We start from the raw sequence: 16,563 nt of genomic DNA on the forward strand, positions 1-16,563 counted from the left end.
TTTTTACTCAGATTCCGCTGGCTTTTTTATCCTTTAAGTTTGTTTTTGATCTTGTGTGCCCGGGCGGCACCCGGGGGGGCGCCCGACCCGTGATCCGGGTCGGCACCACGGGCGGCTTCGCACAGGACGGAGGCTTCCATGGGGCGCTACGTCGCGCGGCGACTGCTCCAGATGATCCCGGTCTTCATCGGGACCACTCTTCTCATTTTCTTGATGGTCAATGTGCTCCCCGGTGACCCGGTACGGGCGTTGTGGGGGGACAAGCCGCCGGACCCGGCGCAGATGGAGGCGATCCGCCACCAGCGTGGCCTCGACCTGCCGCTGTGGGAGCAGTATCTGCACTACATGAAGAACCTGGTCATGGGCGACCTCGGGACCAACATCGGCGGCAGGCCCGTCGGTGACATCCTGAGCCAGGCGTTCCCCGTCACCGTGCGCCTCACGCTGCTCGCCTTCGGCATCGAGATGGTCCTCGGCATCGCCCTCGGCATGCTCGCGGGTGTGCGCCGCGGCCGCTTCGTGGACAACCTCATCCTGGTGTTCACCCTGCTCGTCATCTCGGTACCGGTGTTCGTGCTCGGCTACATCGTGCAGACGGTGGTCGGCCTGCAGCTCAAGTGGACCGAGCCCACGGTCCAGGACGCCACGGACATCACGCAGTTGATCCTGCCCGCCATCGTGCTCGGCTCGCTCTCCCTCGCGTACGTCGCGCGTCTTACGCGCACGAGCATCGCGGAGAACCTGCGCGCCGACTACATCCGCACCGCCGTCGCCAAGGGCCTGCCCAAGAGCCGGATCATGACGCGGCACCTGCTGCGCAACTCGCTGATCCCGGTCGTGACCTTCCTCGGCACCGACATCGGCACGCTGATGGGCGGCGCGGTCGTCACCGAAGGCATTTTCAACGTGCCGGGCGTCGGGAACACCCTGTACGACGCGCTCGCACGCCGTGAGGGCCAGGTCATCGTCGGCACCGTGACCATCCTGGTGCTCGTCTACCTGGCCGCGAGCCTGATCGTCGACCTGCTCTACGCGGTCCTGGACCCGAGGATCCGTTATGCCTGACACCATCAAGTCCAGTAACACGGACGGGACTTCGGCCGTCGCGGCCGACATCCCGGCGACCGTCGCCGAGGCCGCGGGCCCGGCGCCCGGCAAGCCCCGCTCGCTTGCCGCCGACGCCTGGCGGGACCTGCGCCGCAACCCGTTCTTCGTGATCTCGGCCCTGCTCATCCTGCTGCTCGTGGCCATCGCGATCTTCCCGGGCTGGTTCACGAGCGCCGATCCGACCAAGGGCGATCTGCGCAACCACTTCCAGGAGAAGCCGAGTTACACCCACTTCTTCCAGGACGAGTGGTTCGGTTACGACACCCAGGGCCGCTCGATCTACGCGCGTGTCCTCTTCGGCGCCCGCAACTCCATCACCGTCGGCATTCTCGTCACCCTCGCGGTCTCGGTCGTCGGCTCCGTCCTCGGCATGCTCGCGGGCTACTTCGGCGGCATCTGGGACGCGATCATCTCCCGGCTCACCGACGTGTTCTTCGGCATTCCGTTCCTGCTCGGCACGATGGTCGTGATGAACGCCGTGACCGACCGGACGGTGTGGACCGTGGTGGGGGCGCTCGCCCTGCTCGGCTGGACCCAGATCACCCGCGTCATGCGCGGTTCGGTGATCACCACCAAACACTCCGACTACGTGGTCGCGGCCAGAGCCCTGGGCGCGAGTACGTGGCGCATCCTGCTCCGGCACATCCTGCCGAACGCGGCCGCACCGGTGATCGTCGTCGCCACGATCGCCCTCGGCGGTTACATCACGGCCGAGGCAACCCTCTCCTTCCTCGGCATGGGCCTCTCGGACGACGCGATCTCCTGGGGCAGTGACATCTCCGACGCCGCCAAGCAGCTGCGCAACAACCCGTACATGCTGTTCTTCCCGGCCGGCATGCTGAGCCTGACCGTCCTGGCCTTCATCATGCTGGGCGACGCCGTGCGCGACGCCCTCGACCCCAAGCTGCGCTGAGGGAGGCGTACGTGACCACCATCGAGAAAGAGGCGGGCGTGCCCGCCCCGCGCAGCGGCGAGCAGGCATCCCTCCTCGAAGTCCGGGACCTGCACGTCGAGTTCCACACCCGCGAGGGCGTGGCCAAGGCCGTCAACGGCGTCAACTACACCGTGGAGGCGGGCGAGACGCTCGCCGTGCTCGGCGAGTCCGGCTCCGGCAAGTCCGTCACCGCGCAGGCCATCATGGGCATCCTCGACATGCCGCCGGGACGCATCCCGCAGGGAGAGGTCCTCTTCCGCGGCAAGGACATGCTGAAGATGTCCAACGAGGAGCGCAGGAAGATCCGCGGCCGCAAGATCGCGATGATCTTCCAGGACGCGCTGAGCTCCCTGAACCCGGTGCTCAGCGTCGGCTACCAGCTCGGCGAGATGTTCCGCGTGCACGAGGGCCTGAGCCGCAAGGAGGCGAAGGCCAAGTCCGTCGAGCTGATGGACAAGGTCAAGATCCCGGCCGCCAAGGAGCGGGTGAACGACTACCCGCACCAGTTCTCCGGCGGTATGCGCCAGCGCATCATGATCGCCATGGCGCTCGCCCTGGAGCCGGACCTGATCATCGCCGACGAGCCCACCACGGCCCTCGACGTGACGGTCCAGGCCCAGGTCATGGACCTGCTCGCGGAGCTCCAGCGCGAGTACAACATGGGCCTCATCCTCATCACCCACGACCTGGGCGTGGTCGCGGACGTCGCCGACAAGATCGCGGTGATGTACGCGGGCCGGATCGTCGAGACGGCCCCGGTGCACGAGCTGTACAAGCGGCCCGCGCATCCGTACACGCGCGGTCTGCTCGACTCGATCCCGCGCCTGGACCAGAAGGGCCACGAGCTCTACGCGATCAAGGGCCTGCCGCCCAACCTGCTGAAGATCCCGTCGGGCTGCGCGTTCAACCCGCGCTGCCCGAAGGCGCAGGACATCTGCCGTACGGAGGTCCCGCCGCTCGTTCCGGTGACGGAGCAGGACGGCGCGGAGCTCACCGGCCGCGGCAGCGCGTGCCACTTCTGGAAGGAGACGATCCATGGCTGAGCTCAAGAAGGGCGACAAGCCCCAGGACGCCGCGGACGTCACGCCGAACGTCACCGAGGTGGAGACGGTGGACGCGGCCACGCCGGAGGAGGCCGTCGCCGCGATCGAGGCGCCCGCCGAGCGCGGCGAGCCGATCCTCCAGGTCCGCAACCTGGTGAAGCACTTCCCGCTGACCCAGGGCATCGTCATCAAGCGCCAGATCGGTGCGGTGAAGGCGGTCGACGGGATCTCCTTCGACCTCTACCAGGGCGAGACGCTCGGCATCGTGGGCGAGTCGGGCTGCGGCAAGTCCACGGTCGCGAAGCTCCTGATGACCCTGGAGCGCGCCACCTCGGGCGAGGTCTTCTACAAGGGCCAGGACATCACCAAGCTGTCCGGGCGCGCCCTGAAGGCGGTCCGCCGCAACATCCAGATGGTGTTCCAGGACCCGTACACGTCCCTGAACCCCCGGATGACCGTCGGCGACATCATCGGGGAGCCGTTCGAGATCCACCCCGAGGTGGCCCCGAAGGGCGACCGTCGCCGCAAGGTCCAGGAGCTCCTGGACGTGGTCGGCCTCAACCCCGAGTACATCAACCGCTACCCGCACCAGTTCTCGGGCGGTCAGCGCCAGCGCATCGGCATCGCCCGCGGCCTGGCCCTCAACCCCGAGATCATCATCTGCGACGAGCCGGTCTCGGCCCTGGACGTGTCCGTCCAGGCCCAGGTCATCAACCTGATGGAGAAGCTCCAGGACGAGTTCAACCTGTCCTACGTCTTCATCGCGCACGACCTGTCGATCGTCCGGCACATCTCGGACCGCGTGGGCGTGATGTACCTCGGCAAGATGGCCGAGATCGGCTCCGACGAGCAGATCTACGACCACCCGACGCACCCGTACACGCAGGCGCTGCTCTCCGCGGTGCCCGTGCCCGACCCGGAGGCCCGCGAGGGCCGCGAGCGCATCATCCTCACGGGAGACGTGCCCTCGCCCGCCAACCCGCCGTCCGGCTGCCGCTTCCGCACCCGCTGCTGGAAGGCGCAGGACAAGTGCGCGGAGGAGATCCCGCTGCTCGCGATCCCCGAGCGCTTCGCGAGCCAGGACACGCCCGCCGCCCACGAGTCGGCGTGCCACTTCGCGGAGGAGAAGGACGTGGTGCACGCGGCGTGACGCCGTGCGCGCGAGGCGCCCCCGGCCGGATTCCGGCCGGGGGCGCCTTCGTATGCCCGGGGGGCGGGCGGTCAGACGGGCTCCGCCTCGACGGCGTCGGGGAAGGTCGGGGCCTCGATGACGCGGGTCAGCTTGAACCCGGCCTTCTGGAAGAGGGCGGCGAACTCCTCCCGCGTACGCTCCTGGCCGCTGAAGGCCGCCAGCATGATGACGTCGACGGACTTGCCGAAGTGCGGGTCGTTGCCTTCGGGCAGGACGGTGTCGACGGCGACGAGGCGGCCGCTCGGCGGGATGGCGGTGCGGATGGCGCGCAGGATGCGCAGGCACTCGTCGTCGTTCCAGTCGTGGAGGATGTGTTTGAGGGTGTAGACGTCTCCGCCCTTCGGTACGCCGGTGAAGAAGTCCCCGGATTCCACGCGCCACCGCCCGGACAGCTCCTTGGTGTCGAGCAGGTGGTGGGCGACGGTCTGCGCCTGGTCGAACAGCACACCGGAGAGCCGGGGGCGCCGTTCCAGTACGGACTTCAGGAGTCCGCCGCGCCCGCCGCCGACGTCGACGACCGTGCCGGTGTCCGGGAAGGGGTACGTCTCCGCGATGATCTCGTCCACGGGGCCCGACAGGGCCGCCATGCCGAGGTCGAAGAGCCGCTGGGCTTCCGGGTGCTGGGCCAGGTAGGCGAAGAACGGCGCGCCGTGCACGGTGTCGAAGCCGGGGGTGCCCGTGCGGAGCGTGTCGTCCAGGGCGTGGATGGGCCGCACCATGAGGTCGTCGGTGCTGAAGAGGACCTCGTCCCGCTGCGAGCCGGGCACGGCGCGAAGCCGCTCGGCGGCGGGGGTGAGGTGGAACGAGCCGTCCGCGTCCTCGCGGAAGACCCCTTTGGTGGCGAGCAGGCGCAGGACGCGGCGCAGCGAGGGGGCGTGCACGCCCGCGCGGCGGGCGAGTTCGCCGACGGACAGGGGCCCGCCCGCGTCGGCGAGACGGTCCGCGACGCGGTGCACCGCCACGGCGCGCAGGGCCGAGGAGTAGAGGTGGCTGGTGGCGAGCTCGGTGACGGCGAGCGCGGTGTCGGCGGCGGATGAGTCGGGGGCGGGGTCGCCGGATGCACCGGTCACGCGGGTTCCGCCTCGATGACGCCGGCGAAGGCCGGTACCTCGACGATCCGGTTCAGCTTGAACCCGGCCTCCTGGAAGAGGTCCGCGAACTCGTCCCGCGTACGCTCCCTGCCGCTGAGGGACGACAGCATGATGACGTCGATGACCTTGCCCAGGTGGGGGTCGTTGCCCTCGGGCAGGACGGTGTCGACGACGAGCAGACGGCCGCTCGGCGGGATGGCGGTGCGGATGGCGCGCAGGATGCGGACGCACTCGTCGTCGTTCCAGTCGTGGAGGATGTGTTTGAGGGTGTAGACGTCTCCGCCCGTCGGTACGGCCGTGAAGAAGTCGCCGGACTCCACGCGCCAGCGCCCGGACAGCTCCTTGGTGTCGAGCAGGTGGTGGGCGACGGTCTGCGCCTGGTCGAAGAGCACGCCGGAAAGGCCCGGGTGCCGCTCGAGCGTGGCCCGCAGCAGCCCGCCGCGGCCGCCGCCGACATCGACGACCGTGCCGCTGTCCGGGAACGGGTAGTGCGCGGCGATGACCTCGTCGATCGACCCCGAGAAGGAGGCCATGCCCCGGTCGAAGAGGCGCTGCGCGTCGGGGTGCGACGCCAGGTAGCCGAAGAAGGTCGAGCCGTAGACCGTGTCGAAGCTCGGAGCCCCCGTACGCAGCGTGTCCGCCAGCAGCTCGAGGGGCCGGACGATGAACTCGCTGGTGCCGAAGAGGATTCCGTCCCGGTTGGCGCCGGGCGCGTCGCGCAGGAGCGCGGCGGCGGGCGTCAGATGGAATGCGCCGTTCTCGTCCTCGCGGAAGATGCCCCGGGTGGCGAGCACGCGCAGGACGCGGCGCAGCGACGGCGCGTGGACGCCTGCGCGGCGGGCGAGTTCGTCGACCGGCAGGGCCCCGCCCGCGTCGTCGAGGCGGTCGGCGATGCGGTGTTCGGTCACCGCGCGGACCGCGGAGGAGTAGAGGTGGCCCAGGGAAACCTCGGTGAGCGTGGCGAGGGCGTCGTTGCCCTCCTCGGCGCCGGGGTGCGGTCTGGTCAACGTACGTCTCCTGTCCTGGACTTGGCGTCGACGCGGACGTGCCGCCCCGCAAGCCTGACAGTGACGGATTCAACCTGTCACGGCCGCGCCCGGCCCGACCGATGAAGTCAGGCCAGGCCCGGCCGCACCTGCCGGGGCGTCAGGGCAGCGGCGTCGCTTCGATGACCGACGGGAGCGCCGGGGTGGCGATGACCTGGGTGAGGGCGAACCCGGCCTCCTGGAAGAGCGAGGCGAACTCCTCCCTCGTACGCTCGCGGCCCGTCACGAGGGCCAGCATGACGAGGTCGATGGCCTTGCCGGGGTGCGGGTCGTTGCCCGGTGGCAGGACCACGTCCACGGCGACCAGGCGGCCGCTCGGCGGGACGGCGGCGCGGATGGCGCGCAGGATGCGGACGCACTCCTCGTCGCTCCAGTCGTGCAGGATGTTCTTGAGGAGATAGACGTCGCCCCCCGAGGGCACGGCTTCGAAGAAGTCCCCGGACTCCACACGCCACCGCCCGGTCAGCTCCTTGGTGTCCAACAAGTGATCGGGGACGGTCTGCTCCTGGTCGAAGAGCACCCCGGAAAGCCCCGGGTTGCGTTCGAGGGCCGCCCGCAGCAGCCCGCCCCGGCCGCCGCCGACGTCCACGACGGTCCCGCTGTCCGGGAACGGGTAGTGCGCCACGACGATGTCGTTGATCGGTCCGGACAGGGACGTCATGGCGCGGTCGAACATCTGCTGCGCGTCGGGGTGCCGCGCGAGATGGGCGAAGAAGGGGGCGCCGTACACCGTGTCGAAGCCGGGGACTCCGGTGCGGACGGTGTCGGGCAGGTCCGCCACCGCGCGGTTCATCAGGCCGCCGGCGGTCAGGACGATCCCGTCGCGCAGCGATCCCGGCACGTCCCGCAGCAGCTCGGCGGCGGCGGTCAGCCGGAACGTGCCGTCGTCCTCCTCCCGGAACACCCCACGGCCGGCGAGCAGCCGCAGCACCCGCCGCAGCGGCTGCGCCCGCACGCCCGCGCGGTCGGCGAGCTCGTCCGGCGTGAGCGGCCCGTCGGCGAGGTGGTCCGCGATCCGGTGGGTGACCACGGTGTCCAGGGCGGCCGTGTAGAGGTGGCCGAGCGAGAGGTCGACAAGCGCTCTGGCGGCTTCGAGAGCAGCGTCACCGGCCTCGCCGCCGGAGGACTGCGGTTCCGTGGGGCTGTTAGGGCTGGTCAACGTACGACTCCCCTCATCGGTGCGAATCCGCTGCCAGCGTGCCAGCGCTACTGGCGGCTGTCAGCGGCGTACGGGGGCACGAGTGCGGTCCGGCCAGATATGCCCGAAGCCGGGGCACGTTTAACGTTCGGCGGATAACTCACGACCCTCCCATCGGGGCCACCTCGAACCAGGTCACCTTGCCCTTGCCGGGGGCCTGCGCGCAGACGCCCCACGCGTCGGCGCCGTACGAGATGAGCCGCAGGCCTCTGCCGGACTCGTCGTCATCGGCGGTGGCCGCCGGGTAGACGGGCAGGCCCGGGGCCTCGTCGTGGACGACGACGCGCAGGCGGTCGCCGACGGGGTCCGGCAGGGCGGCGAAGAGGGTCACCGGAGCGGTGCAGTCCTCCGCTGCGCAGGCGTTGACGGCGTTCGTGACGGCCTCCGACGTGAGCAGCACGGCGGTGTCGGTGAGGTCGGTACGGTCCGCTGCCGCGAGGAGCGTTCTGACGGTTTCGCGGGCGGCGCGGACCCATGCGGGGTGCGGCGGGAAGACGAGGTACACGTCGTGGGGGTGGTCCTCCATGGAGGCCTCCTTGGGCGCGCGCTCTGCGGTGACGTGGTCCGCCAACTCCGGTGTAGGCGGGGGTACTTCCGCGTGCGGCGCGAGTTGTTGGGTTGGCCTCCGACCGTAGGGAAATGTTTTCCTTCTGGGCAACAATTTCTCCGGGCTGTCACCCGAGTGAGTGACGCGGGAAGCCTGAGGTGGACCGGGTGGTCCAATGTCGGCAGACTGCCCGAACGTGTGAGGAGGGGTGTATGGCGCCGAGGAGCAACCCCAGTGAACGCCAACGGCGTTTGGGGGCCGAGCTGCGCAAGTTGCGCACACGGGCCGGTCTGTCGGGCGAACAGGCCGCCACGATCCTGGACGCGGACCGCGCGCGGATCAGCAACATCGAGGCGGGGCGGATCGACGTTTCGCGAAATCGCCTGTACAAGTTGCTGCGTGAGTACGGGTGCCCGATCGGGCCGTTCTTCGACGGCCTCATGGAGCTGGCGCAGGAGCGGGGGAAGGGCTGGTGGGACGAGTACCGCGACGTCGTCACCCCGTCAGGTGTGGACCTGGCCGAGTTGGAAGCCCGGACCGCGCGGATCCGCATTCACGAACCCCTGTTCATCCCAGGGATGTTGCAGACGCCTGACTACGCACACGCGGTGATCTCGTCCGTCGAGAGCGAGGCGGCTCTGGTGGAGCGCTTCGTGAAGTTCCGGCTGGCGAGGCAGCGGATTCTCGCGAGTGAGGCGCTGGCCAGCTATCACGCCGTGATCCACGAGTCGGCGCTACGCGTCCGGGTGGGCGGCGCCAAGACCATGCGCAAGCAGCTGCTCCGGCTGATCGAGGTCGCGCGGCTGCCCAACGTGACGGTGCAGATCTTCCCGTTCGACGCCGGTGTCTACGCGGCTTTCAGTCGCCCCTTCGTCCTGTTCCGCGGGGCTACGCCCGAACTCGACACCGTGTACTTGGAGCACCCCCTGAACTCTGTCTTCCTCGGGGATGGAGAGCGCACCGACGAATACGCAAGAATGTTTGAACGGCTGGGCGGGCTGGCGCTCGCCCCCGTGAACCCGGAAGCCAGTCCTGAATCCCACGAGACTCAGGACTCGTTGAGCCTCATCCAGCACATCATGTACGGCCTGTAGGGGAGAAGGAGCCAGATGCCGCAGCTCAGTTGGCAGAAGTCGTCGTTCAGTACCGGCGGCTCCGGCGAGTGCGTCGAGCTGGCCGCAGGCCCCGGCCGTGTCCACCTCCGCGAGAGCGACCGCCCCGCCGAGATAGCCACCGCCACCCCCGCCGCCCTGCGCGGACTGCTCCACCACATCAAGGCGGGCGCAGCCCCCGCCCCCGCCCGCGACGCGTAGCTAACGGGCCGATATGGCCTCACGCCACATCGGCCACACCGACACCCCGCCGTGCGGCAGGCGCAGCTCGCGGCGCACGGTGAAGCCGAAGTGCTCGTAGAACGGGACGGTGTCGGCCGTGGAGGCCTCCAGGTAGGCCGGTGCCCCCGCCGCGTCGGCGCGGGCTAGTCCGGAGCGGAGCAGCGCGGCCCCGTGGCCCTGGCCGCGGGCGGCGGGGTCGGAGCCGATCACGGCGAGATACCAGTGCGGCTCGCTCGGCGTCTCGGCGCTGATCGCCTCGTGGCATTCCTTCAGCACGTCGGCCTGCTCGCCGAAGACGTCCCCGAGCTTCTCCAGCAGCTCGGGACCGGGCTCCCCGGCGCCGTCCTCCTTCGGCGGGAACCAGAAGGCGGCGCCGCCGCCGGTCGTTTCGCATCTGCCGTGGGGTCCGTAGTGGAGGTCGTGGAGGGTGGTGAAGTATCGCGTGAGCCGCTCGCTCCGCGTGCCCTCGTTCGGAAGGAGCTGTGCCAGCATGGGGTCGTCAGCGAAGGCCCGCGCCAGGGTTCGGCTCACTTCAGGGACGTCATCGGGGGTGATCGGCCTGGGAGTTGATGTCATCGCCATATCCTGATTGTGCAGATTGACGATCAAAGGGGCGTAAGGCGCCGGAAGCTGACGCGGCCGCCAGGTGTGACTCAGCCCTGCGCGGGCCTCGCGTAGCGGCGGAAGGCGGAGGTGTCCACGGTCCAGGGGCCGAGGGGGACCTGGTCACCGAAGATGTAGGGCGCCTTCTTCTGGTAGTGGGTCCCGCAGGGCTCGGTGTGCACCTCGACGGTGCCCTTCCTGGGGTCGACGATCAGGTAGTGCTCGATGCCCATGGCCGGGTACTCGGAGAGCTTCTCGACGTAGTCGTTCTCCGGGTTCGACGGAGACACGATCTCGACGACGGCGAGGACCTGCGTGGCGTCCACGGCCAGGCCTTCCTCGTCGAGCACCGCCTCAGGGATCACCACGGCATCGGGGCGGCGCATGCGGCCGAGCGAGGGGTGCTCGATCTCGGGACCGTTGGCGCAGATGTAGCCGGGGTGGGTGGCGGGGAGCTGCTCGTCCAGCTGCTTGCGGATGCGGCGGACCGTGCCCGCGTGGCGCTTCGGCGGGCACCTCATGGCCAGTACGGGACCCGACGGCCCGATCTCGACGCGCCATGAGCCTTCGAGCCGCTCGGCATAAGCCTCCAGCTCCTCGGCGACCGCGCGCATCTTGGCGTAGTCCATCAGCGCAGCGTAGCGGGGCGCCCCGCCAGAAATGCGTACATCCGGATGGCCTCCCCCCTCATACGGCCGGGCTAAATGTGCGGTTGGCCCGGTGTGCCGCGATATTTGCGGTATTGCGCGCACCCCGGACGCGCAGAGTGATCGAGGAGGCAGTTCATGCGTGGAGCCACGCACGCCAAGTGGGCCGCTTGTGCGGTGGCCGTCGCGCTTGCGGCGACGGCCTGTGGCGGGGGAAGCAGCGGTGGCGACGGCTCCGGGGTCGTGGGGTCCTCCTGGGGCGACCCGCAGAACCCGTTGGAGCCCGCGAACACGAACGAGGTGCAGGGCGGCAAGGTCCTCGACATGATCTTCCGGGGTCTGAAGCGGTACGACCCGAAGACCGGCGAGGCCAAGGACATGGTCGCGGAGTCCATCGAGACGAAGGACTCGCAGAACTTCACCGTCAAGCTCAAGGACGGGTGGAAGTTCAGCAACGGGGAAGCCGTCACCGCGAAGTCGTTCGTCGACGCCTGGAACTACGGGGCGCATCTGAAGAACAACCAGAAGAACTCCTACTTCTTCGGGTACATCGAGGGGTACGACAAGGTCCACCCGGAGAAGGGGGACCCGAGCGCCGAGACGCTGTCCGGGCTCAAGGTCGTCGACCCGCGGACCTTCACCGTGAAGCTCACGCAGAAGTTCTCCACCTGGCCCGAGACCCTCGGCTACCCGGCGTTCGCGCCGCTGCCCAAGGCGTTCTTCGACAACCGCTCGGCCTGGCTCTCCAAGCCCGTCGGCAACGGCCCGTACACCGTGAAGTCGTACCAGAAGGGCTCCAAGATGGAGCTCAGGAAGTGGGACGACTACAGCGGGGACGACAAGGCGCAGAACGGGGGAGTGGACCTCAAGGTCTACACCGACAACAACACCGCCTACACGGACCTGATGGCGGGCAACCTCGACCTCGTCGACGACGTGCCCGCGTCGCAGCTGAAGAACGTGAAGAGCGACCTCGGCGACCGGTACATCAACACCCCCGCCGGGATCATCCAGACGCTGTCCTTCCCGTTCTACGACAGCAAGTGGAACAAGGCGGGCTCGGAGAAGGTCCGCAGAGGGCTCTCCATGGCCATCAACCGGCCGCAGATCACCGAGACGATCTTCCAGAAGACCCGCACCCCCGCCAAGGACTGGACCTCGCCCGTGCTCGGCGAGGACGGCGGCTACAGCGAAAGCATCTGCGGCGACGCCTGCACGTACGACGCCGACCGGGCCAAGAAGCTCGTCGAGGAGGGCGGCGGCATCCCCGGCGGCACCCTGAAGATCTCGTACAACGCGGACACCGGCTCCCACAAGGAGTGGGTGGACGCCGTCTGCAACTCCATCAACAAGGCGCTCGGCAGCGGCAAGGCGTGCGTCGGCAACCCGATCGGCACGTTCGCCGACTTCCGCAGCCAGGCCTCGCAGCAGAAGCTGTCCGGCGCCTGGCGCGCGGGCTGGCAGATGGACTACCCGCTGATCCAGAACTTCCTCGCGCCGCTGTACTACACGGACGCGCCGTCCAACGACGGCAAGTACAGCAGCAAGGAGTTCGACAAGCTCGTCGACGAGGCCAACGCCGAGACGGACACCGCCAAGGCCGTCTCCACGTTCCAGGACGCCGAGAAGGTCCTCGCCAAGGACATGGCCGCCATCCCGCTCTGGTACCAGAACGGCAGCGCCGGCTATTCGGACCGCGTCTCCGACGTCTCGCTCAACCAGTTCAGCGTGCCCGTCTACGCGGAGATCAAGGTCAACTGAGCCGAGCGGAGCGGCCGTCCCCCCAGCGATCGGGGCGGCCGCTTCCCCTACCTCCGGAGCGAGCCCATGGGCCGATACGTGATCCGGCGCCTGCTGCAGATGATCCCGGTCTTCTTCGGCGCCACCCTGCTGATCTTCCTGATGGTCAACGTGATGGGCGACCCCGTCGCGGGCCTGTGCGGCGACCGCAAGTGCGACCCCGCGACCGCCGCCCGGCTCAAGCAGGAGTTCGGCCTCGACAAGCCCGTGGTGCAGCAATACGCGACCTACATGGGCAACGTCTTCACCGGTGACTTCGGCACCGCCTTCAACGGGCAGAAGGTCACCGAGCTGATGTCGTCCGCGTTCCCGGTCACGGTCCGGCTCACGCTCGTCGCCATCGTCTTCGAGATCGTCATCGGGATCAGCCTCGGCGTCCTCACGGGGCTGCGGCGCGGCAAGCCCGTCGACACGGTCGTGCTGCTCCTGACGCTGATCGTCATCTCGATCCCGACCTTCGTCACCGGCCTGCTGCTCCAGCTCCTCCTCGGCGTCGAATGGGGCGTCATCAAACCGTCCGTCTCCTCCGAGGCGACGGTCGACGAGCTGATCGTGCCGGGCCTCGTGCTCGCCTCCGTGTCCCTGGCGTACGTCACCCGCCTGACCCGGACCTCCATCGCCGAGAACCGCCGCGCCGACTACGTCCGCACCGCCGTCGCCAAGGGCCTGCCCCGGCGCCGCGTCGTCGTACGCCACCTGCTGCGCAACTCGCTCATCCCGGTCGTCACCTTCATCGGCACCGACGTGGGCGCGCTGATGGGCGGCGCCATCGTCACCGAGCGGATCTTCAACATCCACGGCGTCGGCTTCCAGCTCTACCAGGGCATCCTGCGGCAGAGCACCCAGACCGTCGTCGGCTTCGTGACGGTGCTCGTCCTCGTCTTCCTGGTGGCCAACCTCATCGTCGACCTCCTGTACGCCGTACTCGACCCGAGGATCCGCTATGTCTGAACCCACGGAGCAGGGGGGTGCCATCGCCGGGACCGGCGCGGGCGGCGCCATGGACCTCGCCACCAGCGAGGCGACGACGCTCACCCCGGGCGGCCCCGGCGGGCCCGAGGGCGGCGCCGCCGCGCCCGCCCGCAGCCTGTGGTCGGACGCCTGGCGCGATCTGCGGCGCAACCCGGTCTTCCTGATCTCGGGCCTGATCATCCTCTTCCTGGTCTTCATCTCCCTGTGGCCCTCGGCCATCGCCTCCGGCGACCCGCTGGACTGCGACCTCGCCAACGCCCAGAAGAGCTCCTCGCCCGGCCACCCCTTCGGCTTCGACGGGCAGGGCTGCGACGTCTACACGCGGACCGTGTACGGGGCCCGCGCCTCCGTCACCGTCGGCGTGTGCGCCACGCTCGGCGTCGCGGTCCTCGGCAGCGTGCTCGGCGGGCTCGCCGGGTTCTTCGGCGGCGTGTGGGACGCGATCCTCTCGCGGATCACCGACATCTTCTTCGCGATCCCGGTCGTGCTCGGCGGTCTGGTGCTGCTCTCGGTCGTCACCAGCAACACCGTCTGGCCGGTCATCGGCTTCATGGTCCTGCTCGGCTGGCCGCAGATCTCCCGCATCGCCCGCGGCTCGGTGATCACGGCGAAGCAGCACGACTACGTGCAGGCGGCCCGCGCCCTCGGCGCCTCCAACTCCCGCATGCTGCTTCGCCACATCGCGCCCAACGCCGTGGCCCCGGTCATCGTCGTCGCGACCATCGCGCTCGGTACGTACATCGCGCTCGAAGCGACCCTGTCGTACCTCGGCGTCGGCCTGAAGCCGCCCACCGTCAGCTGGGGCATCGACATCTCCGCCGCGTCCCAGTACATCCGCAACGCCCCGCACATGCTGCTCTGGCCCGCGGGCGCCCTCGCGGTCACCGTGCTCGCGTTCATCATGCTCGGCGACGCGGTGCGCGACGCCCTCGACCCGAAGCTGAGGTAGCGCCCATGGCGAACACGGCATCCAGTACGGCGGCGGCCACGCTGCTCGAAGTGCGCGATCTGCACGTGGAGTTCAAGACCCGTGACGGCGTCGCCAAGGCCGTCAACGGCGTCGACTACTCCGTCGCGGCCGGCGAGACCCTCGCCGTGCTCGGCGAGTCGGGCTCCGGCAAGTCCGTGACCGCGCAGGCGATCATGGGCATCCTCGACATGCCGCCCGGCCGGATCACCGGCGGCGAGATCCTCTTCCAGGGCCAGGACCTGCTGAAGCTCAAGGCGGAGGAGCGGCGCAGGATCCGCGGCGCGGGCATGGCGATGATCTTCCAGGACGCGCTGAGCTCCCTGAACCCCGTCCTCAGCGTCGGCGACCAGCTCGGCGAGATGTTCGTCGTCCACCGCGGCATGTCGCGCAAGGACGCGCGCGCCAAGGCCGTCGAGCTGATGGACCGCGTCCGCATCCCCGCCGCCAGGGAGCGCGTCGGCCAGTACCCGCACCAGTTCAGCGGCGGCATGCGCCAGCGCATCATGATCGCGATGGCGATGGCCCTGGAACCCGCGCTGATCATCGCCGACGAGCCGACCACCGCCCTGGACGTGACGGTCCAGGCACAGGTCATGGACCTCCTCGCCGAGCTGCAGCGCGAGCTCAACATGGGCCTGATCCTCATCACCCACGACCTGGGCGTCGTCGCCGACGTCGCCGACACCATCGCCGTCATGTACGCGGGCCGCATCGTCGAGAAGGCCCCCGTCCACGAGATCTACAAGGCCCCCGCGCACCCGTACACCCGCGGCCTGCTCGACTCCATCCCGCGCCTCGACCAGAAGGGCCAGGACCTCTACGCCATCAAGGGCCTGCCGCCCAACCTCATGAACATCCCGCCCGGCTGCGCCTTCAACCCCCGCTGCCCGCTGGCCAAGGACGTGTGCCGCACCGACGTGCCGCCGCTCGCGAAGGTCGAGTACGAGGGGCTCGCGGGGGAGCGGCGCAGTGCCTGCCACTTCTGGAAGGAGTGCCTCCGTGGCTGAGCCGACCGCCGAGCCGATTCTGGAAGTGCGGGGCCTCGTCAAGCACTACCCGCTGACCCAGGGAATCCTGATCAAGAAGCAGGTGGGTGCCGTCAAGGCCGTCGACGGCGTCGACTTCGACCTCGGGCGCGGCGAGACCCTGGGCATCGTGGGCGAGTCGGGCTGCGGCAAGTCCACGGTCGCCAAGATGCTGGTCAACCTGGAGCGGCCGACGGCGGGCGCGATCCGCTTCAAGGGCGAGGACATCACGAAGCTGTCCGGGCGCGCCCTGAAGGCGGTCCGCCGCAACATCCAGATGGTGTTCCAGGACCCGTACACGTCCCTGAACCCCCGGATGACCGTCGGCGACATCATCGGCGAGCCGTACGAGATCCATCCGGAGGTCGCGCCGAAGGGCTCGCGGCGCGCGAAGGTCCAGGAACTCCTCGACGTCGTCGGCCTCAACCCCGAGTACATCAACCGCTATCCGCACCAGTTCTCCGGCGGGCAGCGGCAGCGCATCGGCATCGCGCGCGGGCTCGCCCTGCGGCCGGAAGTCATCGTCGCCGACGAGCCGGTGTCCGCGCTCGACGTCTCCGTGCAGGCGCAGGTGGTCAACCTCCTGGAGAAGCTCCAGAACGAGTTCGACCTGAGTTACGTCTTCATCGCCCACGACCTGTCGATCGTGCGGCACATCTCCGACCGGGTCGGCGTCATGTACCTCGGGCGGATCGTCGAGGTGGGCACGGACGAGGAGATCTACGAGCATCCGACGCACCCCTACACCCAGGCGCTCCTGTCCGCGGTGCCCGTGCCCGATCCCGAGGCGCGGGAGCATCGTGAGCGGGTCATTCTGAGCGGGGACGTGCCCTCGCCGGCCAATCCGCCGTCGGGGTGCCGGTTCCGTACGCGGTGCTGGAAGGCGCAGGAGCGGTGTGCGCTTGAGGTGCCGGCGCTTGCCGTTCCCGCGGAGTTCCGCGGGGTCGCCGGGGCGGCGGCCCATGACTCGGCGTGCCATTTCGCGGAGGAGAAACACGTGGTGCCGTGACCTTCGCGGGGCGCCCCAGACCCGCCCCTTTACCCAAAACCAGGG

At 69.2% G+C, this 16,563-nt stretch carries 17 protein-coding genes; 11 read left to right on the forward strand and 6 right to left on the reverse strand.

Annotated elements, in window-relative coordinates; all coding sequences use genetic code 11:
• The first annotated feature begins 138 nt into the window (after positions 1–138).
• From ACFWZ5_RS24150 to ACFWZ5_RS24165, 4 genes are read left to right on the forward strand one after another with little or no spacing between them, the layout of a single operon-like run.
• The gene (locus tag ACFWZ5_RS24150; RefSeq protein WP_384805649.1) at positions 139–1,065 is read left to right on the forward strand and encodes an ABC transporter permease; all 927 of its coding nucleotides are present in this window, start codon (positions 139–141) and stop codon (positions 1,063–1,065) included.
• Positions 1,058–2,020, forward strand: a complete 963-nt coding sequence (locus ACFWZ5_RS24155; RefSeq protein WP_384805651.1) for an ABC transporter permease — start codon at positions 1,058–1,060, stop codon at positions 2,018–2,020. Before ACFWZ5_RS24150 ends, ACFWZ5_RS24155 begins: the two co-directional genes overlap by 8 nt.
• Before the next feature lie 11 nt (positions 2,021–2,031).
• A complete protein-coding gene (locus ACFWZ5_RS24160; protein ID WP_384805653.1) occupies positions 2,032–3,084 on the forward strand; it encodes an ABC transporter ATP-binding protein in 1,053 nt (350 codons plus the stop codon).
• Positions 3,077–4,234 (forward strand): ABC transporter ATP-binding protein, encoded by a 1,158-nt coding sequence (locus ACFWZ5_RS24165; protein ID WP_384805655.1) that lies wholly within the window; start codon positions 3,077–3,079, stop codon positions 4,232–4,234. The genes ACFWZ5_RS24160 and ACFWZ5_RS24165 overlap by 8 nt, the downstream gene beginning before the upstream one ends.
• 71 nt (positions 4,235–4,305) lie before the next feature.
• Here ACFWZ5_RS24165 and ACFWZ5_RS24170 read toward each other — a convergent pair whose 3' ends face one another.
• The 4 genes from ACFWZ5_RS24170 to ACFWZ5_RS24185 form a co-directional block, all read right to left on the reverse strand.
• Positions 4,306–5,346, reverse strand: coding sequence for a methyltransferase (locus ACFWZ5_RS24170; protein ID WP_384803009.1), 1,041 nt, complete (start codon positions 5,344–5,346; stop codon positions 4,306–4,308).
• The gene (locus tag ACFWZ5_RS24175; protein WP_384803012.1) at positions 5,343–6,374 is read right to left on the reverse strand and encodes a methyltransferase; all 1,032 of its coding nucleotides are present in this window, start codon (positions 6,372–6,374) and stop codon (positions 5,343–5,345) included. Before ACFWZ5_RS24175 ends, ACFWZ5_RS24170 begins: the two co-directional genes overlap by 4 nt.
• 139 nt (positions 6,375–6,513) lie before the next feature.
• On the reverse strand, positions 6,514–7,572 hold the full coding sequence (locus ACFWZ5_RS24180; protein ID WP_384803015.1) for an ArsR family transcriptional regulator: 1,059 nt from the start codon (positions 7,570–7,572) through the stop codon (positions 6,514–6,516).
• Positions 7,573–7,711: 139 nt separating this feature from the next.
• A complete protein-coding gene (locus ACFWZ5_RS24185; protein ID WP_384803017.1) occupies positions 7,712–8,137 on the reverse strand; it encodes an ATP-binding protein in 426 nt (141 codons plus the stop codon).
• A 233-nt stretch (positions 8,138–8,370) separates the two neighbouring features.
• Here ACFWZ5_RS24185 and ACFWZ5_RS24190 point away from each other — a divergent pair, with 233 nt between their 5' ends.
• A complete protein-coding gene (locus ACFWZ5_RS24190) occupies positions 8,371–9,252 on the forward strand; it encodes a helix-turn-helix domain-containing protein (protein ID WP_384803020.1) in 882 nt (293 codons plus the stop codon).
• 15 nt (positions 9,253–9,267) lie between these two features.
• Positions 9,268–9,471, forward strand: coding sequence for a DUF397 domain-containing protein (locus ACFWZ5_RS24195; RefSeq protein WP_384803023.1), 204 nt, complete (start codon positions 9,268–9,270; stop codon positions 9,469–9,471).
• Here the strand turns inward: ACFWZ5_RS24195 and ACFWZ5_RS24200 are convergent, their stop codons facing one another.
• Both ACFWZ5_RS24200 and ACFWZ5_RS24205 read right to left on the reverse strand, forming a co-directional pair.
• Entirely contained in the window at positions 9,472–10,023 is a 552-nt protein-coding gene (locus tag ACFWZ5_RS24200) for a GNAT family N-acetyltransferase (protein WP_384803025.1), read from the reverse strand.
• A gap of 122 nt (positions 10,024–10,145) precedes the next feature.
• Entirely contained in the window at positions 10,146–10,724 is a 579-nt protein-coding gene (locus tag ACFWZ5_RS24205) for a Uma2 family endonuclease (RefSeq protein ID WP_384803028.1), read from the reverse strand.
• A 156-nt stretch (positions 10,725–10,880) separates the two neighbouring features.
• Between ACFWZ5_RS24205 and ACFWZ5_RS24210 the strand changes: the two genes are divergently transcribed.
• The 5 genes from ACFWZ5_RS24210 (at position 10,881) to ACFWZ5_RS24230 (ending at position 16,518) form a co-directional block, all read left to right on the forward strand.
• Positions 10,881–12,503, forward strand: coding sequence for an ABC transporter substrate-binding protein (locus ACFWZ5_RS24210; RefSeq protein WP_384803031.1), 1,623 nt, complete (start codon positions 10,881–10,883; stop codon positions 12,501–12,503).
• Positions 12,504–12,569: 66 nt separating this feature from the next.
• Positions 12,570–13,493: an ABC transporter permease gene (locus tag ACFWZ5_RS24215; protein WP_384803034.1), complete on the forward strand. Its 924-nt coding sequence runs from the start codon at positions 12,570–12,572 to the stop codon at positions 13,491–13,493.
• A complete protein-coding gene (locus tag ACFWZ5_RS24220; protein ID WP_384803037.1) occupies positions 13,486–14,463 on the forward strand; it encodes an ABC transporter permease in 978 nt (325 codons plus the stop codon). Before ACFWZ5_RS24215 ends, ACFWZ5_RS24220 begins: the two co-directional genes overlap by 8 nt.
• Positions 14,464–14,468: 5 nt before the next feature.
• The gene (locus tag ACFWZ5_RS24225) at positions 14,469–15,491 is read left to right on the forward strand and encodes an ABC transporter ATP-binding protein (protein WP_384803040.1); all 1,023 of its coding nucleotides are present in this window, start codon (positions 14,469–14,471) and stop codon (positions 15,489–15,491) included.
• Complete coding sequence (locus ACFWZ5_RS24230; protein ID WP_384803043.1) at positions 15,484–16,518, forward strand: ABC transporter ATP-binding protein; 1,035 nt, start codon at positions 15,484–15,486, stop codon at positions 16,516–16,518. The genes ACFWZ5_RS24225 and ACFWZ5_RS24230 overlap by 8 nt, the downstream gene beginning before the upstream one ends.
• Positions 16,519–16,563 lie beyond the last annotated feature (45 nt).

The organism is Streptomyces sp. NPDC059003 (assembly GCF_042740445.1).
GTDB lineage: Bacteria > Actinomycetota > Actinomycetes > Streptomycetales > Streptomycetaceae > Streptomyces.